Source organism: Hymenobacter sediminicola (assembly GCF_014250515.1).
GTDB classification, from domain to species: domain Bacteria; phylum Bacteroidota; class Bacteroidia; order Cytophagales; family Hymenobacteraceae; genus Hymenobacter; species Hymenobacter sediminicola.
The window spans coordinates 2213734-2239308 of record NZ_CP060202.1; the positions used below are offsets into that span (position 1 = coordinate 2213734).

The window sequence follows — 25575 nt, forward strand, 5'->3', positions numbered from 1 at the left end:
TGAATTGGTTGGTATTGGCGGCCTGCGCCGCGCTTTGCATGGCGCTCTACAACCTGTTCATCAAGGCTGCGGCCGGGCATGTGCACGAAATGGTGGGCGCCGTTGTGCTGCAGGTGGTAGCGGCGTTGGTAGGAGCGGGGTTGTTGCTGCTGCTGTATCTGCGCGGCGCATTGCCGCCCGTGCTGGCCACCAGCAGAGGCATTTCGATGGCGGCCCTGGCGGGGCTGTTTATCGGGTTGGCCGAAATTCTGACGTTTGCCGTGTATGGGAAAGGGGCGCCGGCTTCCGTCGGAACTCCGCTTATTGTGGGCGGGTCGGTGCTGCTCACGGCCGTGCTGGGAATTCTGCTACTGCGTGAGGTGCTCAGTTGGCCGCAAGCCTTGGGTATGCTGCTGATTGTGGGCGGCATTGCACTGCTGGCCCGGAGCCATTGACTGCGGGTGACTTGGTTAGCGAACAGGCTGTGGTATGTTGGTACGGCCGTAAATTACTGTCAGAGCGTCTTCATAGACGGGAGAGTAAGCTGAGGCAGCCCACGGAGGCAGTGTAGCGCCGCGTTCCAGTACTACGAAGTCATACGTCACATCAGGATCTGCTGTGGTTTGGAGCAGGATATTCCGGTTTTCCAGCAGGGCGTAATGATGCATGAACAACTCGTGCCAGGGAGACGCCAGAAACACCCGCTGGGCTCCCCAACCCGTAAGCCATTCATATGAAGACTCGATTTGCTGCTGGCGCTGCTGCTCTGCCCGCAAGGAAGGTAGCTGGCGCCACTGGATGTAGCCCGCATAGCCCCCGATAATGAGCAGCATAACGGCTAACTGCGCGCTGGTCGGCACTCGGCCTAACTGTAGCGCCTTGGTACCCGCCAGCCCCAATAAAATACTGCTGAAGCATGCCGCAAACAGCAGTACCCGCTCCGGTACCAACACCTGCTGTAATGCCATCAACACAACCGGTACAAGTAATAGCAACGCTGTAAGGGCTACGATGGGCCGCAGGAGCGGCTGCCGCCACCACAGCAGAGGTACTGCTACGCCTATAGTACCTACGGCCGCCAATCCAAGGTTTTCGCCTCCAGCCAGGGTATCGGCTAGTACGTGCAGGTAGCCGGTGTAGTGTGGCCAGAAGATGGCCGCTGACAAGCGCGCCACATAATGGTTGCCGAGCAGCTGCGGAAGCCCCGAAACCACGATGATAGGCGAGTACAGCAGTACTGCGGTGGTGCCAATAGCAGCGGTGGCGAATGCCAGCCGGCCGACATCCAGCCAGCGCCGTTGGTTGATGAAGCCTAGTAAGAGCCCCGCGCCCAGCGCCACCAGCGGATACACGAACGTGGGAATGGTATACAGCCCCAGAATGCCAGTTCCGATAAAAACGACCCACGCAAGCCGACGGCCGGCCGGTTGCCGCCACAGTGCTAACGCTGCGAAAAACGCGGCCAGCAAGAGAGCCAACTGCAGAAAATAGCCGCGGCCTGCCACCGCATAGTACAGGCCCAATGGAGAAAAGCCAAACAAGCCAATCCCTAGCGTGGCGCCCCTGAAACCGATAGAACGCGTGAGAAGCAGGTACGCAACACCAGTGCTTGCGGTAGCTGCCAGTAGCGTTGGCAGCCGCATCACGAGGTGTAAGTTGGTGCTGAGCAAGCTAAAGGGCCAGCAGAGGAAATTGAATAGCAGGTGGTTGTTGGGAATCGGATAGAAGCTACTGATTGCAACCGGACCTTCGTGAATAAAATAGTCGAAGGACGCTGCCTCGTCGGTGCTGATGGGATATACCACCAGATACCAGAGGCGCAGTAGTGTCAGGACAAGTAATAAGAAGCTTCCTGCCAGCGTGTCCGTGCGACTAAGCGCCTGCAGCTGGAGGCGTAAGCCGGTTCCTGTCTGCCTGATTTCTAATAGAAGTTTCTGCCATTCCTGCCGCAGTAGCCCGTTTCGCCGAAGAACCAGTAGCAGGCCGCCGCTCACCAATGCCACGCCTGTTAGTGCCGCCCGCAGTGCCATGTAGCGCGCCGGAGTAAGAGCCAGTCGCAGATGATGGTAGCTGCCTTCATGGTAGGTGATGCTGCCCAGGGCCTGCACTTGTTGATAGGGAGTCAGCCCGAAAATTAGCAGTAGAAACAGACTGCTCAGGAGCAGGCAAAGTAGACTCACTGCCAGCAGTGCTCGGAAAGGCATAAAGGCGGATGTGTAATGCGGAAACGGTAGACTACTGTGGCAGTAGGTGCTGGCCGGTCAGCAGGCCCAGCTCTTCCCACACGCGGTGTACTGGCAGGCCCATAACGTTGAAATAAGAGCCTTCCAGCCGGGTTACCGCGACCATGCCAATCCAGTCTTGCGCGCCATAGGCACCTGCCTTATCCAGTGGTTTATACTGCTGAACGTAGAATCTTATTTCTGAGTCAGATAAACTGCGAAAATGTACCCGTGTCTGCTCTGAAAAAATGACCTGCCGACCGTCGCCGGCCAGCAGGCACACCCCGGTAAACACGTCGTGGGCTTGCCCCTGCAGGTTGCTCAGCATCCGAATAGCTTCGGCCTCGTCGGCAGGCTTGTTAAGCACTTCCTCTCCTAGGCAGACAATGGTATCGGCCGTCAATAGCACCTCATCGGGGGCCAGGGTTGTTCGGTAAGCGGCGGCTTTGTGCGCCGCCAGATATTCGGCTACTTCCGCCCGGCGCAGATGCTCCGGATACGATTCATCCACTTCCTGCAGCCGCACAGTGTACTGCAGCCCTAGGTCGGAGAGTAGCTGCCGGCGGCGCGGTGAGTTGGAGGCCAGCACGAGTTTCATCTTGTCAGGCAATAGGGTGGTTGATAGTAAAGGAGAGGCTGTCTGCTTGGTTTAGCGCACAAACTCTTTCAGAAACGGGTGAGCGGTTTCCTCCGCCCGAACGCTGCTGAAAAGGAAGCCTCCAATGGTTTTGGGGTAGAAGAACGTGGATTTGGGTGGCATCACGGCTCCGGAATGGCATACCCGCTCCACCTCGTCCATGGTCACTTCATTGGTAATGAAAGCGGCATGGGCTTCGCCGTGGTCGACGCGCTGCAGGCACTCGGAGAAGTTGCGCACGTAGGCTACCCCCGGCCATTGGCGTTGCGCATCGGGCCCGGCAATGCCCAGCACCTTTTCCAGCACGAAAAAGTGTAGCACGGTCAGATCCAAGGCCTTTACTTCGGGGGTCGTGTGCCAGCTCAGCTGCTCGTGCACTTCGGGGCGCAGACGGATTTTATAGGCCTGTCCATCCTGCAAGTACAGCCCAAATGCCCATTGCTTGCCTGCTATCAACTCGGGGAGGTCGTAGGGGTCTTCCTTGGGCAGCACTGTAAAATACGGTTCCAGCCGGGCCAGGAATTCGGCATCGGTCAGGTCCTGAGGCAGTTCCAGCAGCAGACGGTGCGTGGGAAGAATGCGCAGGTCGTCAGCGGCCGCATTGGTCAGGTACATGAGGTGGAAATTCCAGCCTTCGTGGCCGGTAGCTTCTGGCTCAGCCGCCAAGCGGGCCTGCCGGTACGCTAAAGACCCTTCGTAGCGGTGGTGTCCATCGGCCAGAATTACCTGCCGCGAATCCAGCACCTGCTGAAACCGCCGGATAACGGCCGCGTCCTGAATCACGGCCAGTACGTCGCGGGCTCCCTGGTAATCTTCCTCTGTCTGGTAGAGCGGGGTTCGGATGGCTTCATCGAGGTAGTGCTCCAGTTCAAAATCGTCGTCGCGGTAGAGGCCATGCGTTGCACTGGTCTGGAATTCGGTGCGGGCCAGCAACTCGGCCCGGTCGTTAACGGCGGCGGGCAACGTGTTTTCGTGGCGCAGCACTACCTCCTCGGCCCAGTCGTAGGCCCGGATATGGCACATAAAGCCTTTGCGGCAATACTCACGGGTACTGCCTGACAGCCGGAAATACTGGTAATAGGCGTAGATGCCTGGTAGTTCATCTTGGCGTAGTACGCCGCTTTCCTGCCATTCCTTCAGCCGGTGCAGTGCTTCACCCGCCGGGTCGTCGCCGCGGGGCACCGAAAGATGAATGCTATTGAGCGGGTTGCGGTAGAGTGCTTCCCGCTGCCGCGCCGATACCACATCAAACAGGGGAGATACGTACTCGTCTATGTGCTGGCCCAGTGTTGGGTTGTAGCGCCAGCCGCGTAAGGGTTGAATTTCAGCCAAATCTTTTCTCAGATGAGATAATGAAGGGATACAGAAGCAAGCAGGAGAGTAACAACGATAGGAAACGCTTCGGTCTCCAGTTACTTTCTCTCCTTAGGGGGCCAGCCGGCTCAGGCGCCACGTTTCGCCTTCCAGCTCATACACTATTCGGTCGTGGAGGCGGCTGGGGCGGCCCTGCCAGAACTCCACACGGTGCGGCCGCAGAATGTAGCCGCCCCAATGTTCCGGCCGAGGCAATGGGTCCTGGTCGCCAAACCGGTCGAGCATGGCTGTTTCCTGCTGCTCCAGCTCGTGGCGGCTTGCTATCTTCTGGCTCTGCGGCGAAGCCCAGGCCCCAATCTGGCTGGCCCGGGGACGGCTCTGGAAGTACTCATCAGACAGAGCGGCCGGGGCTTTTTCCACGCGGCCTTCTACCCGTACCTGGCGCTCAAGGCCCGGCCAGAAGAAAGTGAGAGCAGCCAGCGGCCGGGCGGCTAGTTCGTGGCCCTTGCGCGACTCGTAGTTGGTGTAGAACAGGAAGCCGGCCTCATCGGGTAGGCCTTTCAGCAGTACCACGCGGGCTGAGGGCTGGCCCGTTTCACTGGTAGTGGCCAGGGTCATGGCCGTTGGCTCCTCCAATTGGGCCTGCAGTGCCTCATCAAGCCAGAGCCGGAACTGTGGTACCGCTGCCGGCAGCACGTCGGTTTCGGAAAGAGTGCGTTGTGCGTAGGTCTTGCGCAGGTCAGCTAGATGCGGGTCTATCATCGGAGGCTACTAGTTAGAATTCAACGCAGTTGCCGCTTTGTACCGGGAGTAGTTGCCAGAACGGCTCGGGGCGGACATTTTTCTGCGACTGTTGATGGTGGTGAATAGCGCTGCAAGGTAGCATAATGCCGGCATGCGGGAACCTGGGCTACCTGCTCTGACGTAAACCAACCGGGTGCCTGCCGGTTCGCTACTAGCTGCGCTGGTTGCGTGGTGTGTGGGGCCCATTGGCGTATGCCTGCCACCTGTGCGGCACTCCCGGTGTCTCTTTAATAGTGCCGGCTTTTCTCCTTCACTGCAACTGCTCTATTGCCATGCCCCAGCTTCGCTCCAGCAGCCTCCTGATTTCTCAGCCTTTTCTTGGCGACCCTAATTTTGAACGGACCGTAGTCCTGGTCTGCCGCCACGATGATGAAGACGGTACGTTTGGGCTGGTTCTGAACCGGGCTTCCAGCCTGCGCCTGGGCGACGTGCTACAGCTGCCGGGTGGTGACGACACAAGCCTGGCCCAACAGCCGCTGTTGTTAGGCGGCCCCGTACAGCCCGATACGCTGCATTACCTGCACCAGCGGCCCGATATTCCTGAGGCCATTGCGCTGGGCCAAGACGTGTACTGGGGCGGCGACTTTCAGGTGCTGCTGGGGCTGCTGCTCAGCGGCGAGCTGGCACCCGAAGCGGTACGCTTTTATGCGGGTTATTCGGGCTGGACTGCCGGTCAGCTGGCCACTGAAGTAGGGGAAAATGTTTGGATTGTGCATCCGAATGCTGCCGGGAAAGTCTTTACTTTGGACAATGATGCCTTCTGGCAGGCTATTCTGCGCGAGAAGGGCGGCCGGTACCGTGCCCTGTCCAATTACCCGCTGGACCCGCGTCTGAACTAACCTGTTTTCTTCCTCCGTCGCCTGTTGCCGCGCTACTCGGGCACCGGCCAGGCCATACCATCTGAACTTATGCTACCTGAAAACGATAATCCCGCCCCCGCAAACTCCGATGCCAATCAGGAGTCGCCGATGAGCATTCTGGAGCGCCGGCTGGCCGAAATCCGGTCGAAGCAAGGAGAGGAACCCGCTCAACCTGAGCCTGCCTCTGCTCCGGCAGCGCAGCCCGCGGCCGATATTCTAGAGCGCCCGGCCACGGAGTCACATCCACAGCCTGGCCAGCCTGCTGATGCTGGTACGGCCGAAACCCCGGCACTTCAGCCGGCTGCTGATTCTGCACCAGTAGCGCAGGAGGTTGCTCCTCCCAGCCATGATCCGAGCGTGTCCGACTCGCAGGCCCGCGCCGAAGCTCATTATGGCACTGAGAATCCAGGCGTCGTCAGTGCGCAGGCCCAAGAGACGCTGGATGCATCAGCAACTACAGTAGCCTCAGTGACTCCCGAGCCAGAAGCGCTGGGTGGTGAGGCAGCTGCACAGCAAGAAAGCGCTGCTGTTATTGCTCCCGAGCCAGAAGCCCTTACCGGAACCAGCCAGCCGGAGCCAGTTGCTACTCCCGACGCCGACCTGCCAGTTGCCGACATTCATGCGGCGGCTGAAATTGAAGCCGCCCCCGAGGAAGTAGCTACGCTGCCGACGTCTTCTGAAACCCCGGCCACACCCGACAACATGCCTGCGGATGCCCAGCATCACGCGTTAGAGGACGAAGAAGAATTCGTGCCTGAAACGGCTGCTCCGGATTTTTCTTCGCTGGATCTGGCAGCACAAAGCACATATCTGCTCACCTTACTACGCCGCCCCGACGCGCGCCAGAACCGCAAGCAGATTACGGATCTGTACCGGCAATACGACACGGCGGTGCAAGCCGACCGCACTGCCGCCCGCCAGCGCTTCACGGAAGCCGGTAACGAAGGAGACGACTTTAGCTATACGGGTCCGGAAAGCCATCAGGAGCTCAGCAAAGCCATGCAGGAGTTTCGCGAAACCCGTGCGCGCGACGCCAAAGCTGAAGATGAGCAGCGTGCCCGCAACCTGGTACACAAGGAGCATCTGTTGTCGCAGCTGCGGCTGCTGGTAGAGTCGGCTGAAACCAAGGATAGCTCGGCCCGCATCAAAGCATTGCAGAACGACTGGAAAGCCACTGGACCTGTTCCGCAGAAGGACGCCCAGGAACTCTGGAACTCCTACCATGCGCTGCTCGATATTTTCTACAACAACCGTGGCCTGTTCTTCGAGATGAAGGAACTGGACCGCCGCCGGAATCTGGAGGCGAAGGAAGCTCTTATTGTGCGGGCCGAAGCGTTGGCCGGTCAGTCGAGCATCAACAAAGCCCTGACAGATTTGCGGCAGCTGCATGAAGAGTGGAAACACATCGGGCCGGTGCCAAATGAGCAGCGCGAGCCCCTGTGGCAGCGTTTCTTGCAGGCATCGGAGCAGGTGCACAACCGTAAAAAAGAATTCCTCGACTCTCGTTCGGCACAGGAAAACGCCAATCTGACTCGAAAAGCCGCGCTTCTGGAGCAGCTGAAGCCGTTTGGCGACTTCCAGACGGAACGTGTGAACGAGTGGCGGGCCAAAACCGATGAGCTACAGAAGCTCAAGGAAGAATGGGATGCTGCCGGCCTTGTTCCTCGCGACAAGGCAGAAGCCATGAACAAGCAGTTCTGGGGCGCATACAAGGGGTTCTTCCAGCGCAAAAACCAGTTTTTCAAGGCACTCGATGAAGAAAAGAATGCTAACCTGAAGCGCAAGCTGGATCTGATAGAGCAGGCGGAGGCCGCGCTGGTCAATCCCGACTGGGAGCAGGGGCGTGAGGTAGTTATCCGGCTTCAGAAAGACTGGAAGACTATTGGCCGCGTGCCGGAAAAGCAGTCTGACAAAGTATGGAACCGCTTCCGTACGGCGTGTGACTCGTTCTTTGACCGTAAAAACCAGGAGCACAAACAGCGTCAGGAGAAAGCTCAGCAACTCAGTCAGGAGCAAACCACTTTCCTTGATGAGTTGGCAGGTAGCATTGCCAGCCTTTCCGCTGATGCGCCCGGAACAGTAGATGGATTCCGGGAGCATGTACAGGCTTGGCAGGCATTTGGCGCCACTGAGCGTGCCGATGAGCGGTTCCAGACCCTGATGGGTAAATATCTTGATATGGTACCCGGCTTGGCGTATGATGAGCGGTCTGACTTGCTCTTCAATCTGCAGGTGGAACGACTCAAGTCAAGCCCGGATTCGCAACAGCAGCTTTACAAAAAGGAGCAGGCGCTACGCCGCGAAATCAATGAGTTGGAAAATGATATTTCAACGCTGAAGACCAACCTCGAATTCTTCGCGCGGTCTAAAAACGCGGCGCAGCTCCGTGAGGAGTATCAGGGCCGTATCGATGAAGCACAAACCCGTATTGAAGGGTTAAAAAAACAGCTCCGTATAATTCGGAGTTGACGTGTTGGCTACCCTTAGCGTAGGTAGCGTGTAAGTGGGCAGCCGGCAATTTGCGGGCTGCCCACTTTTTTTGGTAATTACACCTGCTACTCAAAGCAAAAGTTAAATTGCCACACCTTCAACTACATGGCTACCGATTCTCCTACATGGATTTTGCGGACTGAACGACTGCCAGAGGCTAACCAGCGAGTGTTGGTGTATGCTCCTTTTTCCTGGCAGGATATTACCGTCGCGACTTATAAGCCAGATAATGCAGGGGCCAAGCACATGTTTGTTAAGCCGGATCATCAGGGCGTTGACCGATATATCAAGGGCGTAACCCATTGGATGGCCCTACCGGAAGCACCGGTTTAACCACAAAAAGGACGCCCGGCCATTTACTAAATGGTCGGGCGTCCTTTTTGTGGTTTGCTGGTTTAAAGCTATGCGGCAGGCGTAGCGTTTTTAGGCTTGCGGCCACGCTTAGCGCCTCCCGGTGTTACTGTACGGGGCTTACGTTCTTTTACGGCTGGCTGGTAGTCGTCAGCAAGAATAGTATCCATTTCCTCAACGGCCTGGTTAAGGTTGCGAATAGCAGTAGAAACAGTACGCAATGCTTTGCGCAATTCTTTCTTTACTATGTCGCTGTTCTTGGCGCTTTTAAGCACTTCTTCGAGTTGGCTGATGTCAAGGGCCATGTTATCGGGAATTGTAACGGGTGAAAAATGTCAGCAGGCGTAATTGCAAGTGGCGCAAACCTACCAAATATTTTTTTAGTACGCTGACAGCCTTTAATTGTTGTTGTCTTGCGAGGACGCGGATTCCATAATTAATTGCAGTACTACTATTCAAAATATCTGCATAGAGTAACACTCCATGGTACCCTAATTATTTATCTGGCATTAGCCTAGGATTGCTTACTAATTTAGTCGCAAGCATTTTCTTGAGGTGATGTATAAAAAAAGTCTCCCCACAACGGAGAGACTTGCTTTCGTGATTTATGCATCCTACAGCACTTACCAGTTGCCAGGTTTAATGGTAGCCTTGGCTGTGACAAAGGTTGTTCCCGGGGAAGTGGCGTGGTCAATTCGGATGGAACGCTTTACAGCACCATCTACCAGAATATCTGCTTCTAAGTAACTATTTACCGGGGCCCGCGAGGTGCGCAGATTTTCGAAACTAATGGTGGTGCTAAACTCATATGCGGTCAGAACCTGGCCTATACTGAGGACATCTGAGACGTTTGCTTCTGGAAGCAATGTGTCGAAGTTGTTCAATATTGTTTGTCCATCAGCACTAACTGCCGCTCCCGAGATACGTGCCCCAAGGCCCTCAATATTTGCGCCGCTGTAGCGCACCTGCACGGTATGCTGAGTGGCCGCGGGTTTCGGATCATCTTGCTTCTTCGCGTCAGTTTCACTGCAAGCTACCGTAGTGCCACAAAGCAGCATCACAGCTATATAATTGAAAATAGGTAGTCGTTTCATATTCTAAAGATACGTAGGCTCTCACAATAGTGTCATGGCAGGTCGCAACTATGCTTTGTACCCTGAGTAGTATCTTTTCAGCCATAGCAGGGAATTGAGCGCGCAGGTGCGGCGTCTAAATCCGAAAGCGCACCCGTGTTCGGCGGCTAGTCTATGTTCGGCCTTAGTCATCTTGGGGTTGTTCCGCCTGCTGGCGCTTATGCTCAGCGTAACCTGCAGGCCATAATTCTTTGGGAAGCTCTTCCCAGTCGAGCAGGGGATGGGGCGGAGAAGGGAAGGACTGGGCAGGAGCTTTAAACAAGCCAAACCAGGCCCAGACTCGAAGAAGGATACTCAATTAGACTGACAACTAATACTTCACTACAGATAGCAGCTAGCAAGATACACCCAGTAACGTCAGGGTCCTATCAAATCCTAAAACAGTACCGATTTTCTGATAATCATCGGTGCTAGCCTTATATGAGTGCTATGCGTTAAGCGAGTTAAGCCTGAAAGGGCTAAGCCTTAATGAAGGCATGTATTCTAGTTCTAGATATGAAAAGCCCTGAGCTATAGCAGGTCGAGGGTTTTTTGTTTATTCGCGAATATGAAACACATATGCATCTTCCTGCTCGCACTGGCTTTGGCTGGCTGCACTGACGCCTCGCAAGCCCGCCTCGACAGCTACGGCAGCACCTTCAAAGTAGAAGTAGTATCCGGCGGACAAATCATTCGCACTTACACTAGTACCGGCAAGGTGGGCAACTCGCGCAACGCCTATTACTTCAATGACGCAGCTACCGGTAAATTCACGGAGGTAAGCGGGAGCGTAATTATTACACAGATTGACTAGCAGTTCACAGCCGACTGAATGGTACTGTCAGAGGATGTCTAGTATGCGCGAACAGCGGGAAAGAGGCTTGTGCCTAAGGTAAAGCAAGTGTAGAGATGCCCTGTTAAAGCCTCAGAACCGCTCTTGAACTTGAATAAGCAGCAAGGACCTCCAACGGGCATAACAAGAAAAACCCCTTGTAAATCAGTTGATTTACAAGGGGTTTTTCTTGTTATGAGCCTCCTGTCGGGATCGAACCAACGACCTACTGATTACAAGTCAGTTGCTCTACCAGCTGAGCTAAGGAGGCGAATTGTGCTGCAAAACTACAGGCTGCCGCCATTATTTCAAGCCGAATCCGAAAAAAAAGCACAACTTTTATTTAACCCATTGGGCTTCACGGTACTAATAATGCTGCTGCTAGCAGTTCGTCTTCGCAGTATACATCCGGATGGAAATACAGGCGGCCGTTGCGGGCTTCACAGGTATAGTACCGGATACGGATTGGCAGCCCTTTTGCCAAGTCATAGCGGCATTTTTCGTGGGTAGCGATACTTCGGCGCATATCATGCAGGGCTGCTTGTTGGCCTTCTCGCTTAAGCAGATAGGCGGCTAGTTCCAGCGGCTTTTCCAGACGAATACAGCCGTGGCTGCGCGCCCGGCGAGGTTCCCGGAATAGAGACTTGGCTGGCGTATCGTGTACATAGATGGCATGGTCGTTGGCGAAATAGAACACGATATTGCCCAACGCATTGTGGCGGCCTGGTGTCTGGCGAATCGTGTAAGGAAATGTTTGAGGAGTGATTCTATCCCACCGAACCCGCCATGGATTGACGGGCCGGTTCCGATAGTCAAACAAACGGTAATGGTTATCAGCTAGGAAACTGGGGTCGTCCTGCAACTCTGGAAGTATTTCGTTTGCGGCAATACTATACGGCACGCGCCAGTCAGGCGCCGTGATAAATACATTAATGTGGCTTTCTAACTGCGGCGTAGGGGTCTGGGGTTTTCCTACTACTACACGGTGCGTCTGTACTACCTGGCCGTTTTTGATAATTTGAAGTTGATAAGCTGGGATGTTGACCAGTGCGTACTCGGTAGTGTCGTTTCGGGCTTCATCCCAGCGCAGGCGCTCTAGATTAAGTGCTACCCGCCGAAAGTCGGCTTCATTGCCTCGGGAGGGCTGCGTAGAGTCCGAAAGAAGCTGCCTGCTCCAGGTCTGCTGGATTTGGTGATAGGCCCGGCTGCTGGGCTGGCAGCGAAGGAATGCTGGAGCCAACGCTGGTGCTTGCAGGGCCTGCTGAAGGAGTAAGGCTGCCTGCTGTGCCGAGGTGTTGCTGAGTGCAGTAGGAGTGAGGGTCGCGGGTTGCAGGCGCCCGTAGCGGAGATGAGTGGCAAACCGTAGTAAGGCGTCGGTGAGGCGAAGTTCATACCCCGTGATATTACTGGCCGCGGTAGTTGAGCTGGTAAGCGAGTCAGGCAGGGCCATTAGTTCCGCCCACGTGTAGGTTGCAGGGTCCAGACCAAATTCCGGCGCACGGCGCAGTAGTGCCAGGGCCTGCTCTGCTGAGTGATTCCAGCCGGAATCGGGATGAGTCCAGGCCGCCGTAAAATTGCGCAGGCTGTAAAACTGCTGGACGGCGGCTCCGGCCTGCAGGCCCAGCTGAGCATAAGTAGCTGTCGGCCCCAGCGCTACCGTGTCCAGCAGGGAGCGAAGTGTAAGCGCGGCCGGCTGAGTAGCCGGCACCGATAGGAAGCAGTTGGCCTCTTTCGCCGATGACTGCACCCGAGCAAGCGCGCTACCGGCCAGAACCATCCAGAAAATAGCAGCGCGTGCGCTACTTCTTAACCAAGCCATGGGAGTAGGGGCAAGAAGCGCCGTAAAGAGCTGAGCGAGTAGATTTACTTCATGTAGCCGTTGGCAGAAAGCAAAATTTTCGTCTTGATAGCGACGTAGACCACTTGGGATAAGTTAAGTATTTTCTATGTCGAAAGCAAGAACAGTGGATACATGTCCGCGACGCAGCGGAGGGGGAATCAATATTCTGCGAAAGGAGTCGTTGCTTTGCGACCAGAACCCATTATGCTACATCCTTTGAATACTGACCTGATTGCACGCACCGCTGACTTTGTTCGCGAGAAATTTTTGCACGAAGGCTCCGGCCACGACTGGGAACATATTCGCCGGGTGTGGCAGGTAGCCCGTGCCCTTGCCGAAGAAACCCCGGAGGCCAATCCACTCATCACTGAGCTGGGGGCTTTGCTGCACGACGTTGCCGACTGGAAGTTTCATGATGGCGACGAGGAGGCAGGCCCCCGGGCCGCGCGGGCTTGGCTAGAAGGCCTGCAGGCGGACGAACACGTTATCAGGGCTGTCGAAACCATCATCCGGGAGGTAAGCTTCAAGGGAGTAGGCGTACCCACGCCCATGAGTACCGTGGAAGGAGCTTTGGTGCAAGATGCCGACCGGCTCGATGCCATTGGGGCCATCGGAGTGGCGCGTGCCTTTGCTTACGGTGGCCACAAAGGGCGCCCGCTGCACGACCCAGATATTCCGCCGGTGCAGCACGAGTCTTTTGCCAGCTACAAGCAAAACGTGGCGCCTACTATCAACCACTTCTATGAAAAGTTGCTGCACCTACAGGAGCGGCTACATACGCCGGCGGCCCAACGCGTTGCTGCGCAGCGGCACGCATTTATGGAAACCTTCCTCACGCAGTTTCTTCGGGAATGGGAAGGCCAGGACCTGCATCCTGCCAGCGGCGGCTAAAACTTAGGAGTCCACAGCTTTCGATTCGCTACTGCTGCTAAGAAACTCTCATCTTTGCTTCATGACATTTCGAGTACTCGTTTTCCGGTTCCTGCTGCCGCTTGTTGTTCTGCTTACGGTAGCCTCCTGCCGCAATTGCCCCATCATGTCCTGCCACACCCGCAAGATTCATTTCCACGACGGAGTGAAGTATCGGGGGCAGCCGCTGTTCAAGAAGCAGAACCCGGCAATCGGCGAAAAAATCAAGACCTATAACCCTAAATCGGGTAAGCATAAGGCCGATAAGAGCAAGTCGCTGAAGTAGGTCGAAAGGGCCACCGGTCGTAGGAAAAACGGCCTTTTTTGCCTATCTTGCAGGCTTAACGCAACCTTCATTCACGGCGCCGGAACTGCCCTTTTTGGCAGCGGCCGGCCTCCTCAAGTTCTCCCTATGGCGGAAGGCGAAAAAATCATTCCGATTAACATCGAAGACGAGATGCGTGGCGCCTACATCGACTACTCGATGTCGGTTATCATCTCCCGGGCGCTGCCCGATGTGCGCGACGGCCTTAAGCCCGTGCACCGGCGCGTGCTGTACGGCATGAGCGAGCTGGGCGTTTCCTACAACAAATCCTATAAAAAATCAGCCCGTATTGTGGGCGAGGTGCTGGGTAAGTACCATCCGCACGGCGACTCCTCGGTATATGATACCATGGTACGCATGGCCCAGGACTGGAGCCTGCGCTACCCGCTCGTAGATGGACAGGGTAACTTCGGTAGCATCGACGGCGACTCGCCGGCCGCCATGCGTTATACCGAAGCCCGCCTCAAGCGCTTGGCCGACGAAATGCTCGGCGACCTGGATAAAGAGACGGTCGACTTTCAGCCTAACTTCGACGACTCGCTGGAAGAGCCGAGCGTGATGCCGGCCAAGTTTCCGAACCTGCTGGTGAACGGAACGACCGGTATTGCCGTGGGTATGGCTACCAACATGGCGCCCCACAACCTGACGGAAGTGGTCAGCGGCATTATTGCCTACCTCGACAACCCGGAGATTACCATTGCCGAGTTGATGGAGCACGTTACCGCGCCGGACTTTCCGACGGGTGGCACTATCTACGGCTATGAGGGTGTAAAGCAGGCCTTCGAAACCGGCCGGGGCCGAGTAGTAGTGCGGGCTAAAGCCCACTACGAAACCTTGCCCAGCGGCAAGGAGCAGATCATCATCACCGAAATTCCCTATATGGTGAATAAGGCGGCGATGATTGAGAAAACTGCTGCCCTGATCAACGACAAGAAGATTGAAGGCATTGCCGACCTGCGGGACGAGTCGGACCGCGACGGTATGCGCATCGTGTATGACCTGAAGCGCGACGCCATGCCCAACGTGGTGCTCAACCAGCTCTACCGCTACACGCAATTGCAGTCTTCGTTCGGTGTCAACAACGTGTGCCTGGTAAAAGGCCGCCCAATGACGCTCAACCTCAAGGAGCTGATTCACTACTTCGTGGAGCACCGTGCCGACGTGGTAGTGCGTCGCACCCGCTACGAGCTGGCCGAGGCCCAGAAGCGCGCCCACATCTTGGAAGGCTTGCTCATTGCGCTGGACCACCTCGACGAAGTTATTGCCCTGATCCGCGGCTCGCGCGACGGCGAAGTGGCCCGTGCCCAACTCATCGAGCGTTTCTCGCTGAGTGAAGTGCAGGCCCGCGCCATCTTGGATATGCGTCTGCAGCGCCTCACCGGCCTGGAGCGCGATAAAATAGTGGCTGAATACGACGAGCTGATGAAGCTCGTGGACTACCTGAAGTCGGTACTCGCCTCGGATGAGCTGCAGCGCCAGATCATCAAGGACGAGCTGACCGAAATCCGGGAGCGGTACGGCGACGCCCGCCGCACGGCTATCGAGTACGCCGGCGGCGACTTCTCCATGGAGGATATGATTGCCGACGAGAGCATGGTCATCACCATCTCCAACGATGGCTACATCAAGCGCACGGCCCTCAATGAGTACCGTTCGCAGGGCCGTGGCGGCGTAGGGGCCCGTGGCGCCGCTTCCAAGCAGGATGACTTCACGGAACATCTGTTTGTGGCCACCACGCACGAATACCTGCTGTTCTTCACGGAACTGGGCCGTGTATTCTGGCTGAAAGTGTACGAAGTTCCGGAAGGAGGGAAGGCTGCCAAAGGCCGGCCTATCCAAAACCTGATTGAAATTCCGCGCGAAGATGCGGTGCGCTCTGTGCTCAACGTGCGTGGCCTCCGCGACCCAGACTATCTGGAAAATACTTACCTGATGTTCTGCACCGAGCAGGGTACAGTAAAGAAAACGCCGCTGGAGGCTTACTCGCGGCCGCGTGCAGCCGGTATCAACGCCATTACTATCAACGAAGGCGACCGTCTGCTCGATGTACGCTTGACGAACGGCAATTCCGAAGTAGTAGTGGCGCTGCGTTCCGGCCGGGCCGTACGTTTCCCGGAAGGCAAAGTACGCTCCATGGGCCGTACCGCCGCCGGGGTGCGCGGCATTACGCTGGCCGATGAATCGGACCGGGTAGTTGGTATGGTGTGTGTGTCGGATCCGAGTCAGGAACTGCTGGTGGTATCGGAAAATGGCTACGGCAAACGCTCCGAACTAGACGAATACCGTATCACCAATCGTGGTGGTAAGGGTGTCCGGGCCATGAAAATTACCGAGAAAACCGGGGCGCTGGTAGCCATCAAGGATGTGAATGATACCGATGATTTGATGATCATCAACAAATCAGGTATTACGATTCGTCTGCGAGTAGCTGATCTGCGCATCATTGGCCGGGCTACACAAGGTGTGCGGCTACTGAAAATCAATGAAGGCGACGAAATTTCTTCGGTAGCTAAAGTAGCTGCTGAAGAAGATAAGGACCTAGAATCTGATGCTGTTCTCGACGGCGTTCCTGTGGCGGCTGTTGATGCAGAGCTGCTGGATGCCGAGCCCGATGGAATCGACTCTGATGAGGATGAGGATGAGGACGTTGAGGACACTGATGAGGACGCAACTGACGACGAACTGTAAGAAATTTTAGAAGGCCAGAGGCTGGGCGTTTCAAAGCGTCCAGCTTCTTTCTTTCAGCCGGGGCAGTAGCAGCGCTGAACTTCGCACCGTATTTCCCCGTTTCCTGTGCAATTCCTTTCTTTCACCTGAACATTCTTCAGAAAACTCCCTATGAAGAAGCTACTTCTGACGCTTGTCGCTGCGGCGGCGCTGACCTCCGCTTCGGCCCAAAATTCGGCCGTAACGAATGCCATCCTGAACCAACGCCAAGGCCTGCTCGATAAAGCACGTACTGATATTGACAAGGCAATTGTCAATGAGAAAACGCAGGGCAAAGCCAAAACCTGGTTTACCCGTGGTGAAATCTACGAGGGGATGGCCGCCAGCCCAATCTATAGCAAAAACCTGAGTGCCGGTGAAGGCACACGCGTCGCGTTCGAGTCTTACCAGAAAGCTATTCAGCTTGATGGCAAAGACGGAGAATTTGGCAAACAGGCGGTTGCTAAACTTGACAACCTGTATGGCGCGGCTCTGAACGCCGGCGTAGAAAGCTACAACGGCAAGAACTACGATGAGGCCATTAAGTCGTATAAAATGGCTCAGCAGATCCGTCCACAAGACACGACGGCATATCTGTATGCGGCGTATGCTGCGGAAGCTAAGCAGGATTTTACCTCCGCTAGATCCACGTATGATCAGTTGGTGGCGATGAATTATAAGTCGCCCCAGATGTATGGTCGCATGCTGCAGATTGCTCGCCAGGAAAAGAACGACCAGGAGGCTATGAAAGTAGTGGAGCAAGCGCTGAAAGCGTATCCTAACAACAAGGGCTTCATGCTAGAGGAACTCAATATGTATTTGAGTGCTGGCCGTGGCAAAGAAGCGCTTGGCAAAATCGAGCGTGCTATTCAGGCAGACCCTACTAACTCTAATCTGTATGCCGTAAAAGGTTCGATTTTGGATCAGGACAAACAGCCTGAGGAAGCGTTGAAAGCGTACCGCAAAGCTGTTGAAATTGATCCGAGCAATTTTGATGCGAACTTCAACTTAGGGGTATATAGCTTCAACCGAGGCGCTGATATTTTTAAGCGTACCAACAAGATGGACTTGGCGACATACCAGAAGACAGGTAAGCGCTTGGAAGCGGAAGGCAAGAAGTATATCTCGGATGCCGTTCCTTACTTCGAAAAAGCAATGGCAATTCAGCCAGAGGATCGTGCTACCATTTCCTCACTGCAGAAAGCCTATCAGACTCTAGGACGCACTGCGGATTCGGAGCGTATGATGACCAAGCTGGATGCGCTAAAAAAATAACCTTCAGTTGGTTAACAATGAAAGTGGAGGAGGCACGGATAACTACCGGGCCCCTTTTACTAATCAACACTTAACATAATATAAATTATAAGACAAAACGATATTTATCAATATGCGGTGTTTAAGTCTCAGTGTTATGCAGTTGGCCACAATTCATACCTCACTGTCACTTACAGCGTCAAGGACACGTGGCTGGGCCACACCCATCACGACTAACGCAAACAGCGAAGACTGAAAAGTACAGCAATACACTGAAACGGAACTCGCCGATTTCAAGCGTTGACGGACGCAATTACGCAGCCTATGTCCAGGCGAATACGTGACCAGGTAGAAACTTCGGGCTGGAATAAGCGTCTCGCCAACGCGAACAGCATCACAATGCTCGAAACAAACTGAGTCCGAACAATCACCTAAAGGAATACCAGAATCGTGCGGTTCAGGATCTTTGCGCACTCTGGCGTAGCAAGAAGCAATGCAGAGTACAACCTGTTTACTTGTTGTAAATAGTGTTTTGGCTGGCGTGACTTGAAGCTTAAAAGTTGCATGTCGCCGTAGTATATCAGCAGCTGTAGTGCGAGGTATACAACCAGAAACCGAACGAGGAACTCACGGGATGGCTTGGTCACGGCTCCTGCTATAAATATCAAGAGGGTCTGTTAATTCTCTTTGCTCCACTCCTATTCTAATCTACGCTTCAAGTTTTGGTGCAAAGGCTGGCTGGATGTAGCTGGATTTACTTTAAAACAGGTAGTCATTTAAAGCCTCAGTAATATGCTAGTGCGAAGGACACTTGAGTTGAGTCTAGATGGGTCTAGCGAGTTACCAGACGCGTAATGGGAAGATTTGACGCCCTCAGATACCTGAACGGTCTCTCCTGCCCGCCCGCTGGCCTTGGAATTAGTGTAGTATATATTTTTGTTGCGATGCTGATTGTGCTTAAACATATATATGAGCGTTGCTAAGCTCTAAATAGTAAAAAAAAGCATAAAAAGTACAAATAAGTATTACTTTTATTGACTGTTTTGTGCTTTATGCTGCTTGTATATACCATTACTCTTTTTATATTTACTTCCTGTCATTTGTACCTTCCTTCCATATTTTATGCCCAAGACAATTGATTACCCACGAACCTCTTATGCAGGGGCTTGGGAAGTAGCTGAAGTGGTTGATGACACTGGCGGTAAATGCTCTATTGAGGCATGCGCCAGAAAGCTAAACCGTAAAGTCAGCGGTTCCTTCAAAGCTATTCTTGGCTCCGCTGTAAAGTTCGGTTTGCTCACCAGTAAGAGAGAGCTACTTACTACAACCAATCTGTTTCGTAGAATCAAACACGCCTATGATAAGCAGGAAGAACTGCTTTACCACAGGGAGGCCTTTCTACACCCACCGCTGTTTTCACAAATAAGCCGCAAGTTTCGGAACAAGGAATTACCTGTCCAGATGTTTGACATCATGCTGATTCGTGAATTCGGAGTAGAAGAAATCAATGCCCAAAACGTAGCCAAAGCATTTGTTGATGGTGCACGGATGGCAGGCATTCTGGATGAGCGCAATATTATTGCCGACATTGACCACCTAGCCGCCCAGCAAGGCCCACGACGTGAGCTTGCCAGTGGCGAAATGCCCCTCAACCTGTTTAAGACTACGAATAGTCCTGCAGCAACATCTTCTGCCTCCTCTATTCCTGCTGCAGCATATCCTGAAGCAAGCCCTTTAGACTCCCAGGAACACGCCCCTATTGATAGCATATCGGAAAAACAGGGCTTTGTACCGGAACCCTCTTCTAAACCGAGTACTGAAGCTCTACGGGATACAGATCCTGTGTCTGCCTTATTTGGGTTAAATCGCTCGTCTACCGCTTCCGCTTCACAGTCTATTTCTACAGCACCTCTTGTACCATCAGCTACAGCAGTATCAGCTAACTCCAACATTCCAGCTAATGAGCCTTCCCGTTCCATGCCTGCTACCACCGCGCCAGGTCGAACCCCTGAATTGGAAGCACCAGTGGCCGGAGGCTATATTATTCGTATTGCCGGTCCTGGTCTGGACACTCAATTAGATATTCAGGATGTAGATGACCTCGAAATCGTCAGGATTTTACTTGAAAAAATTAGAAAAAACCTGACGATTAAATAATTACATCTAATCGTAACATCAGTCATAAAAAAACCGCCCGCTCCTGACTGCTTACACTAGCTAAGAGCGGGCGGTTTTATCTTCCCGGCTACTCCCGACGCACGCCGCCGGAAATGATTGTATGGCGCTGCTTAAGCACTTCCACCACGTCTTCCAGCGAGAGGCCTGAGGCCGTTAGCAGTACCAACAAATGGTAAAGCAAGTCGGCAACCTCACCTTTAAGCCCTTCCACGTTGCCACCCACGGCGTCAATGACGGTTTCCACGGCCTCCTCTCCCACTTTCTGGGCGATTTTGGGCATACCCTTGCGGAACAGGGAGGCGGTGTATGACTTGGGGTCTTCATCGGGGTGCTGGTGGCGACGCTGCACCAGGCGCTCCAGCTCCGCCACAAAGCTCACGGCCGGAGCCGGATAGTGCGTCTGCTGGGGCTGTTCGAAGCAGCTGGTGTTACCCCGGTGGCAGGTGGGACCGTCGGGGCGGGCCAGGATAAGCAGGGCGTCCTGGTCGCAGTCCTCGTGCTCACTGACTACGGTGAGGTAGTTGCCGGACGTTTCGCCCTTGGTCCAAAGGCGTTGCTTGGAGCGAGAAAAGAACGTCACGCGGCCCGTCTGGCGGGTGACACGCTGCGCTTCCTCGTTCTGGTAGCCTAGCATCAGCACCTGCCCCGTGTGGGCATCCTGCACAATGACGGGAATCAGCCCATCGGGCATTTTGGCAAAATCCATTAGCTTAGTTGTCAGTTATTGGTTATTGGTTGTCAGTACCGGCGCAAGCGTCACATTCTCTGACAACTGACAACCAATAACTGACAACTCATTTACAGCCGCACGGCAATGCCGTCGTGGCGCAGGTGTTCTTTTAGCTCGCGGATGCCGATTTCGCCGAAGTGGAAGATGCTGGCGGCGAGGCCAGCATCGGCGTGGGCCTGCTGGAACACGTTGGTAAAATCCTGCTTGGAGCCCGCGCCGCCGCTGGCAATGACCGGGATGGTCACGGCCCGGCTCACGGCCCCGGTGATATCCAGCGCGAAGCCGTCCTTGGTGCCGTCATTGCTCATGGAGGTCAGCAGGATTTCGCCCGCGCCCCGCTCAGCGGCTTCCCGACACCACTGCACCGCGTCGCGGCTGGTGTTGTGGGTGCCGGCCCGGGTGTAGATCTGCCAGCCGTCGGCGTCGTTGTAGCGAGCATCGGCGGCCACCACAATGCACTGGGAGCCGAAGCGGGCGGCCAACTCATCAATCAGCTCGGGACGCGCCAAAGCGGCCGAGTTGATGCTCACTTTATCGGCCCCGTTCATGAGCAGGGCCTCCACATCGGACACAGTGCCGATGCCACCGCCCACGGTAAACGGAATGTCCAGCTCCCGGGCCACGTCACGCACCAGGGCCACGAGCGTGGTACGCTTCTGGTTGGTGGCGGTGATATCGAGGAACACCAGCTCATCGGCCCCCTCGAGGGCGTAGCGGGCAGCCAGGGCCACCGGGTCGCCGGCGTCGCGCAGGCCCTCAAAGCGCACCCCTTTCACGGTGCGCCCGTCCTTCACGTCGAGGCAGGGTATGATTCGTTTGGTTAGCATGCTTGTTTTTTAGTTGTCAGTGGTTCGTTATCAGTTGTCAGTGATTGTATGGTTTATTGCCGGCTGACTACATCGAGAGTGGACAAGCAACGAACAACTGATAACTAAAAACGAAATCATAGCCAGGGCTGCAGCTGCTCCAGCGTGATGGTGCCTTCGTAGATGGCTTTGCCGATGATGGCCCCGTGCATGCCCACGGCGGCCAGGGCCTCTACGTCGGCAATGGTGGTTACGCCGCCGCTGGCAATGAGGCGGGCGGCGGGCAGCTGCTCGCGCAGCTCGGTGTAGGTGGCCAGCGACGGGCCCTGGAGCTTGCCGTCCTTGCTCACATCGGTACAGATGAAGGTGGTGGCCCCGCTGGCCAGGTAGCCTTCCACAAACTCGCGCAGGGTCCGCTCGCTCTGCTCGGCCCAGGCGTTAATGGAAATGTGGTTGTCGCGGTAGTCGGCCCCGATGATGATACGGTCGGCCCCGAAGGTGCGGAGCCAGCCATGCACGATTTCCGGCTCGCGCACGGCAATGCTGCCGGCGGTAATCTGCCGGGACCCGGCGTCGAAGGCCTGGCGCACGGCTTCCTCACACTGCAGCCCGCCCCCAAAGTCGATGTGCAGGCTGGTGTGGCGGGCAATGCGCTCCAGCACGGGCAGGTTCACGGGGCGCTTGGCTCGGGCACCATCGAGGTCCACCAGATGCAGGCGCTTCACGCCGGCGGCCTCGAAGCGTTGGGCCACGGCCAGCGGGTCGGCGTCGTAAGTGGTCTGCTGGGCAAAGTCGCCCTCCGTCAGGCGCACGCACTGGCCGTTGATGAGGTCAATAGCGGGAATGATTTCCATTGTATTGTTTGTACTTGGTTGCTGGAAGCGGATCATAAGAACGGTCATGCTGAGTGAAGCCGGAGGCGCAATCGAATCTCTAGCTGACTAATCAATTAGCCTTGCAACGAAGCGGTAGAGATGCTTCGACTGCGGCTGCGCACCTGGCTCAATCCGCCACATGCTCAGCATGACGCTCGTTTATCACCAGCTTACAGCTTGAGAAAGTTTTCCAGGATGCGGGTGCCGACGGGGCCGCTCTTTTCGGTGTGGAACTGCACGGCGTAGAAGTTCTCGTGCTGCACGGCGGCGCTGAACGGCGCGGGATACGCGGCCTCGGCAATAGTATACCCGCCCACGGGAGCGTAGTAGCTGTGCACAAAGTACACGTAGTCCTCGGCGCTGAGGCCCTCAAACAGCGGACCGCGCAACGTCTGCAGATTGTTCCAGCCCATGTGCGGCACTTTGTGCTCCGGCGTGGCCGGAAAGTGCACCACATCAAAGGGTAGAATATTGAGCAGCTCGGTACCCCCGCCCTCCTGGGTATGGCGGCCCAGCAGCTGCATGCCCAGGCAGATGCCCAGGAACGGTTGAGTAAGCGTGGGCAGCAGCTCGTGCAGACCCTGGGCCCGCAGCTCCCGCATAGCCGAAGCCGCCTCGCCTTCTCCCGGGAACAGCACCTTATCGGCGCGGCGAATCACGTCGTGGTCGGCCGTGAGCGTGGCCTGCACGCCCAGTCGTTCCAGCGCAAATAACACCGACTGCACATTGCCGCCTTTGTAATCAATGATAGCTATTTTCATTTGAGAATATCAAAAATCAGCAGATGCTTATTCTTATGTTTAAAAGAAGTGTAAAGCCGGACAGTTATGCATGCAAATCCCGCGCAACCAGCTCTTTATCCATTTGTTTATACAAATGAATAAACTACAGAATGCCTTTGGTGCTGGGGATTTCCATGCGGCCGGCGTCGCGCACCAGGGCTATTTTGATGGACTTGGCTACGGCCTTGAAAATGGCTTCGATCTTGTGGTGCTCGTTCTGGCCCTCGGCTTTGATGTTGAGGTTGCAGCGGGCGGCATCGGAGAAGCTCTTGAAGAAATGGTAAAACATTTCGCAGGGCATATCCCCTACTTTCTCACGCTTAAACTCGGCGTCCCACACAATCCAGGGGCGGCCCGAGAAGTCGATGGCGGCCTGGGCCAGCACGTCGTCCATGGGCAGCAGGAAACCGTAGCGGGCCAGGCCGCGCTTGTCGCCGAGGGCCTGGGTGAAGGCTTCGCCAAGGGCAATGGCCGTGTCCTCGATGGTGTGATGCTCGTCGATGTGCAGATCACCTTGTACCGTGATGCGCATATCCACGCCCGAGTGCTTGCTGAGCTGGTCGAGCATGTGGTCGAAGAAGCCCAGGCCGGTGTGCATCTCGGGGCGGCCGTTGCCGTCGAGGTTCAGCTCGATGCTGATTTTGGTTTCATTCGTGTCGCGTTGTACCACGGCGGTGCGGGCGGGCAGCCGCAGAAACTGGTATATTTTTTCCCAGCTTATGGTGGTCAGCGCGGCGCGCTCGTCGCCCTCCCCTTCCGGCTTCAGCAGGATAGACAGGCAGCCCAGGTTCTGGGCCAGCTCCACGTCGGTCAGCCGGTCGCCGATGACGAAGGAGTTTTTGAGGTCGTAACCGCTGCCTTCGCCTAGGTACTGGGTGAGCATGCCGGTGCCGGGCTTACGGGTGGGTAGGTTCTCTTGGGGGAAGCTCCGGTCGATGTGCTCGCGCACGAACTCCACTCCTTCCGAACGCAGCACGTCGAGCATCATATTGTGCGCCGGCCAGAAGGTATCCTCCGGGAAGCTGGCGGTGCCGAGGCCGTCCTGGTTGCTCACCAGCACCAGCTCGTAATCCAGCTCGCGGGCAATGCGGGCCAAGCCGGTGATGGCACCGGGCACAAACTGAAATTTTTCCCGCGTCAGCGCGTCCACCTGAAAATCCGTCGGCGGCTCGATGAGGATAGTGCCGTCGCGGTCAATGAAGAGTACTTTTTTCATATTTGATTTAAGAAGTCATTGTCAGCCTGAGCCTCATCAAAGCATCCCTGCCTCTGACTACTCAATCTATTGCAACGAATCGGTAAAGATGCTTCGGCAAGCTCAGCATGACGGTCTTTATTCATTACTCCACTCCACTCCTTTCCTTATATATACTGTCCCTGAAACTCCCGCAGGGCCTGGAGCAGTTGCTCATTCTCGGCGGGCTTGCCCACGGTGAGGCGGAGCGTGCCGGCGCAGCCGGGCTGGGTGGTGCGGTTACGCACGATGATGCCCCGGGCGACCAGGAAATCGTACACGGCCGTGGCGTCGGGGTGGAAGCGCACCAGCAGGAAGTTGGCATCTGAAGGGAACACCTCCGCCACGATAGGCAGCGCAGGCAGACGCTCGGCCAGCCAGTCGCGGCCCACCAGCAGCAGCTGGCGTAGCGCCTCAAACCGGTCGGCGTCGCGCAGGGCCTGCAGGGCGAAGCGCTGCGTAGCTTCCGATACGTTGTAGGGCGGCTTGATTTTGTTGAGGTAGCCGATGATTTCCGGCGAGGCGAAGGCCATACCCAGACGCAGACCAGCCAGGCCCCAGGCTTTGGAGAAGGTTTGCAGCACCACCAGGTTGGGAAACTCAGCCAGACGGGTGGTCCAGCTGGGAGCAGCGGCGAAATCGGCGTAGGCCTCATCTACCACCACCAGCCCGCGGAAACCGCGCAGAACTTCCTCCATGTACCCGGCGTGGAGCAGGTTGCCGGTAGGGTTGTTGGGCGAGCAGAGCCACACCAGTTTCGCATCCGAAACCAGTACACCAGCCACGATTTCGGGCGAAAGCTGGAAATCGTGCGTCAGCTGCAGGCGCTCTACACGCACATCATTCAGGTTGGCGGCCACCTCGTACATGCCGTAGGTGGGCGGCAGGATCAGCAGGCTGTCCTGCCCGGGCACGCAGGTGAGGCGCACCAGCAGATCGATGGCCTCATCGGAGCCGTTGCCGAGGAAAATCTGGGCTGACTCCACGCCTTTGAGCTGGGCCAGCTCGGCCTTTACGGCGCGCTGCTGTGGGTCGGGGTAGCGGTTGAACTGATCGGGACCGGCGCTGCCGAGGCTGTTCTCGTTGGCATCGAGCATCACCTGGGCCTCGCCCTGAAATTCGTCGCGGGCCGATGAGTAGGGCTTCATATCCCGCAGATTAGGGCGTACGAGGCTATCAAGATTGAACATGAATCACGGATTTAAACGGATTATTCGGATTTCACGGATTTTGTAGAGCGTCAGGCGACGATTCAGTAGCCCAGGGTTTACACCCTGGACTATGGAGCGGTTTTCGTTTCGGCGTCGGCAAGCGAGATGCTTCGACAAGCTCAGC

23 protein-coding genes and 1 tRNA gene are annotated in these 25575 nt (G+C 55.8%); 10 read left to right on the plus strand and 14 right to left on the minus strand.

What is annotated here, in order from left to right:
* Positions 1-38: 38 nt before the first annotated feature.
* The gene (locus tag H4317_RS09350; protein WP_260625875.1) at positions 39-434 is read left to right on the plus strand and encodes a triose-phosphate transporter family protein; all 396 of its coding nucleotides are present in this window, start codon (positions 39-41) and stop codon (positions 432-434) included.
* Positions 435-449: 15 nt separating this feature from the next.
* Here the strand turns inward: H4317_RS09350 and H4317_RS09355 are convergent, their stop codons facing one another.
* The 4 genes from H4317_RS09355 to pdxH form a co-directional block, all read right to left on the minus strand.
* Positions 450-2183, minus strand: coding sequence for a hypothetical protein (locus H4317_RS09355; protein WP_185889850.1), 1734 nt, complete (start codon positions 2181-2183; stop codon positions 450-452).
* Between the two features lie 31 nt (positions 2184-2214).
* On the minus strand, positions 2215-2799 hold the full coding sequence (locus H4317_RS09360) for a Maf family nucleotide pyrophosphatase (protein ID WP_185889851.1): 585 nt from the start codon (positions 2797-2799) through the stop codon (positions 2215-2217).
* A 51-nt stretch (positions 2800-2850) separates the two neighbouring features.
* A complete protein-coding gene (locus H4317_RS09365; RefSeq protein WP_185889852.1) occupies positions 2851-4170 on the minus strand; it encodes a DUF1015 domain-containing protein in 1320 nt (439 codons plus the stop codon).
* 93 nt (positions 4171-4263) lie between these two features.
* Entirely contained in the window at positions 4264-4914 is a 651-nt protein-coding gene (gene pdxH, locus H4317_RS09370; protein ID WP_185889853.1) for a pyridoxamine 5'-phosphate oxidase, read from the minus strand.
* Between the two features lie 314 nt (positions 4915-5228).
* Here pdxH and H4317_RS09375 point away from each other — a divergent pair, with 314 nt between their 5' ends.
* From H4317_RS09375 to H4317_RS19540, 3 genes are all read left to right on the plus strand, one after another.
* Positions 5229-5795, plus strand: coding sequence for a YqgE/AlgH family protein (locus H4317_RS09375; protein WP_185889854.1), 567 nt, complete (start codon positions 5229-5231; stop codon positions 5793-5795).
* Positions 5796-5864: 69 nt separating this feature from the next.
* Positions 5865-8285 (plus strand): DUF349 domain-containing protein, encoded by a 2421-nt coding sequence (locus H4317_RS09380; protein WP_185889855.1) that lies wholly within the window; start codon positions 5865-5867, stop codon positions 8283-8285.
* Between the two features lie 126 nt (positions 8286-8411).
* On the plus strand, positions 8412-8639 hold the full coding sequence (locus tag H4317_RS19540) for a DUF551 domain-containing protein (protein ID WP_185889856.1): 228 nt from the start codon (positions 8412-8414) through the stop codon (positions 8637-8639).
* A gap of 68 nt (positions 8640-8707) precedes the next feature.
* Here H4317_RS19540 and H4317_RS09390 read toward each other — a convergent pair whose 3' ends face one another.
* Both H4317_RS09390 and H4317_RS09395 read right to left on the minus strand, forming a co-directional pair.
* The gene (locus H4317_RS09390; protein ID WP_185889857.1) at positions 8708-8962 is read right to left on the minus strand and encodes a hypothetical protein; all 255 of its coding nucleotides are present in this window, start codon (positions 8960-8962) and stop codon (positions 8708-8710) included.
* A gap of 318 nt (positions 8963-9280) precedes the next feature.
* Positions 9281-9751 (minus strand): hypothetical protein, encoded by a 471-nt coding sequence (locus H4317_RS09395; protein ID WP_185889858.1) that lies wholly within the window; start codon positions 9749-9751, stop codon positions 9281-9283.
* A gap of 586 nt (positions 9752-10337) precedes the next feature.
* Between H4317_RS09395 and H4317_RS09400 the strand changes: the two genes are divergently transcribed.
* A complete protein-coding gene (locus H4317_RS09400; RefSeq protein WP_185889859.1) occupies positions 10338-10583 on the plus strand; it encodes a hypothetical protein in 246 nt (81 codons plus the stop codon).
* A 216-nt stretch (positions 10584-10799) separates the two neighbouring features.
* On the opposite strand, the gene H4317_RS09405 is transcribed toward H4317_RS09400, so the two are convergent.
* Both H4317_RS09405 and H4317_RS09410 read right to left on the minus strand, forming a co-directional pair.
* A tRNA-Thr gene (locus tag H4317_RS09405) sits at positions 10800-10872 on the minus strand.
* 87 nt (positions 10873-10959) lie between these two features.
* Positions 10960-12420: a L,D-transpeptidase scaffold domain-containing protein gene (locus H4317_RS09410; protein ID WP_185889860.1), complete on the minus strand. Its 1461-nt coding sequence runs from the start codon at positions 12418-12420 to the stop codon at positions 10960-10962.
* Between the two features lie 225 nt (positions 12421-12645).
* On the opposite strand from H4317_RS09410, the gene H4317_RS09415 reads away from it, so the two are divergent.
* From H4317_RS09415 to H4317_RS09435, 5 genes are all read left to right on the plus strand, one after another.
* Positions 12646-13332: an HD domain-containing protein gene (locus H4317_RS09415; RefSeq protein WP_185889861.1), complete on the plus strand. Its 687-nt coding sequence runs from the start codon at positions 12646-12648 to the stop codon at positions 13330-13332.
* 61 nt (positions 13333-13393) lie between these two features.
* The gene (locus tag H4317_RS09420; protein ID WP_185889862.1) at positions 13394-13636 is read left to right on the plus strand and encodes a hypothetical protein; all 243 of its coding nucleotides are present in this window, start codon (positions 13394-13396) and stop codon (positions 13634-13636) included.
* Positions 13637-13762: 126 nt separating this feature from the next.
* Positions 13763-16363 (plus strand): DNA gyrase subunit A, encoded by a 2601-nt coding sequence (gene gyrA, locus H4317_RS09425; RefSeq protein ID WP_185889863.1) that lies wholly within the window; start codon positions 13763-13765, stop codon positions 16361-16363.
* Positions 16364-16513: 150 nt separating this feature from the next.
* Positions 16514-17656: a tetratricopeptide repeat protein gene (locus H4317_RS09430; RefSeq protein WP_185889864.1), complete on the plus strand. Its 1143-nt coding sequence runs from the start codon at positions 16514-16516 to the stop codon at positions 17654-17656.
* Positions 17657-18757: 1101 nt separating this feature from the next.
* Positions 18758-19792 (plus strand): hypothetical protein, encoded by a 1035-nt coding sequence (locus tag H4317_RS09435; protein ID WP_185889865.1) that lies wholly within the window; start codon positions 18758-18760, stop codon positions 19790-19792.
* An 88-nt stretch (positions 19793-19880) separates the two neighbouring features.
* Here H4317_RS09435 and hisIE read toward each other — a convergent pair whose 3' ends face one another.
* The 6 genes from hisIE to hisC all read right to left on the minus strand — a co-directional run bounded on the left by hisIE (position 19881) and on the right by hisC (position 25430).
* Positions 19881-20519 carry a bifunctional phosphoribosyl-AMP cyclohydrolase/phosphoribosyl-ATP diphosphatase HisIE gene (hisIE, locus tag H4317_RS09440; protein WP_185889866.1) on the minus strand — a complete coding sequence of 213 codons (639 nt, stop codon included), beginning with the start codon at positions 20517-20519 and terminating at the stop codon, positions 19881-19883.
* A gap of 92 nt (positions 20520-20611) precedes the next feature.
* Positions 20612-21370, minus strand: coding sequence for an imidazole glycerol phosphate synthase subunit HisF (hisF, locus tag H4317_RS09445; RefSeq protein WP_185889867.1), 759 nt, complete (start codon positions 21368-21370; stop codon positions 20612-20614).
* A 116-nt stretch (positions 21371-21486) separates the two neighbouring features.
* A complete protein-coding gene (hisA, locus tag H4317_RS09450; RefSeq protein WP_185889868.1) occupies positions 21487-22203 on the minus strand; it encodes a 1-(5-phosphoribosyl)-5-[(5-phosphoribosylamino)methylideneamino]imidazole-4-carboxamide isomerase in 717 nt (238 codons plus the stop codon).
* A gap of 191 nt (positions 22204-22394) precedes the next feature.
* Positions 22395-22985: an imidazole glycerol phosphate synthase subunit HisH gene (gene hisH, locus H4317_RS09455; RefSeq protein WP_185889869.1), complete on the minus strand. Its 591-nt coding sequence runs from the start codon at positions 22983-22985 to the stop codon at positions 22395-22397.
* Positions 22986-23109: 124 nt separating this feature from the next.
* Positions 23110-24222, minus strand: a complete 1113-nt coding sequence (gene hisB, locus H4317_RS09460) for a bifunctional histidinol-phosphatase/imidazoleglycerol-phosphate dehydratase HisB (protein ID WP_185889870.1) — start codon at positions 24220-24222, stop codon at positions 23110-23112.
* A gap of 146 nt (positions 24223-24368) precedes the next feature.
* Positions 24369-25430 (minus strand): histidinol-phosphate transaminase, encoded by a 1062-nt coding sequence (gene hisC, locus H4317_RS09465; protein ID WP_185889871.1) that lies wholly within the window; start codon positions 25428-25430, stop codon positions 24369-24371.
* Between the last annotated feature and the right edge of the window lie 145 nt (positions 25431-25575).

Excerpts from the sequence above, each read along its gene's own strand:
- H4317_RS09350 (WP_260625875.1), top strand. The coding sequence starts at position 39 with ATGGCGCTCTACAACCTGTTCATCAAGGCTGCGGCCGGGCATGTGCAC.
- H4317_RS09355 (WP_185889850.1), bottom strand. The coding sequence starts at position 2,183 with ATGCCTTTCCGAGCACTGCTGGCAGTGAGTCTACTTTGCCTGCTCCTG.
- H4317_RS09360 (WP_185889851.1), bottom strand. The coding sequence starts at position 2,799 with ATGAAACTCGTGCTGGCCTCCAACTCACCGCGCCGCCGGCAGCTACTC.
- pdxH (WP_185889853.1), bottom strand. The coding sequence starts at position 4,914 with ATGATAGACCCGCATCTAGCTGACCTGCGCAAGACCTACGCACAACGC.
- H4317_RS09375 (WP_185889854.1), top strand. The coding sequence starts at position 5,229 with ATGCCCCAGCTTCGCTCCAGCAGCCTCCTGATTTCTCAGCCTTTTCTT.
- H4317_RS09380 (WP_185889855.1), top strand. The coding sequence starts at position 5,865 with ATGCTACCTGAAAACGATAATCCCGCCCCCGCAAACTCCGATGCCAAT.
- H4317_RS19540 (WP_185889856.1), top strand. The coding sequence starts at position 8,412 with ATGGCTACCGATTCTCCTACATGGATTTTGCGGACTGAACGACTGCCA.
- H4317_RS09390 (WP_185889857.1), bottom strand. The coding sequence starts at position 8,962 with ATGGCCCTTGACATCAGCCAACTCGAAGAAGTGCTTAAAAGCGCCAAG.
- H4317_RS09395 (WP_185889858.1), bottom strand. The coding sequence starts at position 9,751 with ATGAAACGACTACCTATTTTCAATTATATAGCTGTGATGCTGCTTTGT.
- H4317_RS09400 (WP_185889859.1), top strand. The coding sequence starts at position 10,338 with ATGAAACACATATGCATCTTCCTGCTCGCACTGGCTTTGGCTGGCTGC.
- H4317_RS09410 (WP_185889860.1), bottom strand. The coding sequence starts at position 12,420 with ATGGCTTGGTTAAGAAGTAGCGCACGCGCTGCTATTTTCTGGATGGTT.
- H4317_RS09415 (WP_185889861.1), top strand. The coding sequence starts at position 12,646 with ATGCTACATCCTTTGAATACTGACCTGATTGCACGCACCGCTGACTTT.
- H4317_RS09420 (WP_185889862.1), top strand. The coding sequence starts at position 13,394 with ATGACATTTCGAGTACTCGTTTTCCGGTTCCTGCTGCCGCTTGTTGTT.
- gyrA (WP_185889863.1), top strand. The coding sequence starts at position 13,763 with ATGGCGGAAGGCGAAAAAATCATTCCGATTAACATCGAAGACGAGATG.
- H4317_RS09430 (WP_185889864.1), top strand. The coding sequence starts at position 16,514 with ATGAAGAAGCTACTTCTGACGCTTGTCGCTGCGGCGGCGCTGACCTCC.
- H4317_RS09435 (WP_185889865.1), top strand. The coding sequence starts at position 18,758 with ATGCCCAAGACAATTGATTACCCACGAACCTCTTATGCAGGGGCTTGG.
- hisIE (WP_185889866.1), bottom strand. The coding sequence starts at position 20,519 with ATGGATTTTGCCAAAATGCCCGATGGGCTGATTCCCGTCATTGTGCAG.
- hisF (WP_185889867.1), bottom strand. The coding sequence starts at position 21,370 with ATGCTAACCAAACGAATCATACCCTGCCTCGACGTGAAGGACGGGCGC.
- hisA (WP_185889868.1), bottom strand. The coding sequence starts at position 22,203 with ATGGAAATCATTCCCGCTATTGACCTCATCAACGGCCAGTGCGTGCGC.
- hisH (WP_185889869.1), bottom strand. The coding sequence starts at position 22,985 with ATGAAAATAGCTATCATTGATTACAAAGGCGGCAATGTGCAGTCGGTG.
- hisB (WP_185889870.1), bottom strand. The coding sequence starts at position 24,222 with ATGAAAAAAGTACTCTTCATTGACCGCGACGGCACTATCCTCATCGAG.
- hisC (WP_185889871.1), bottom strand. The coding sequence starts at position 25,430 with ATGTTCAATCTTGATAGCCTCGTACGCCCTAATCTGCGGGATATGAAG.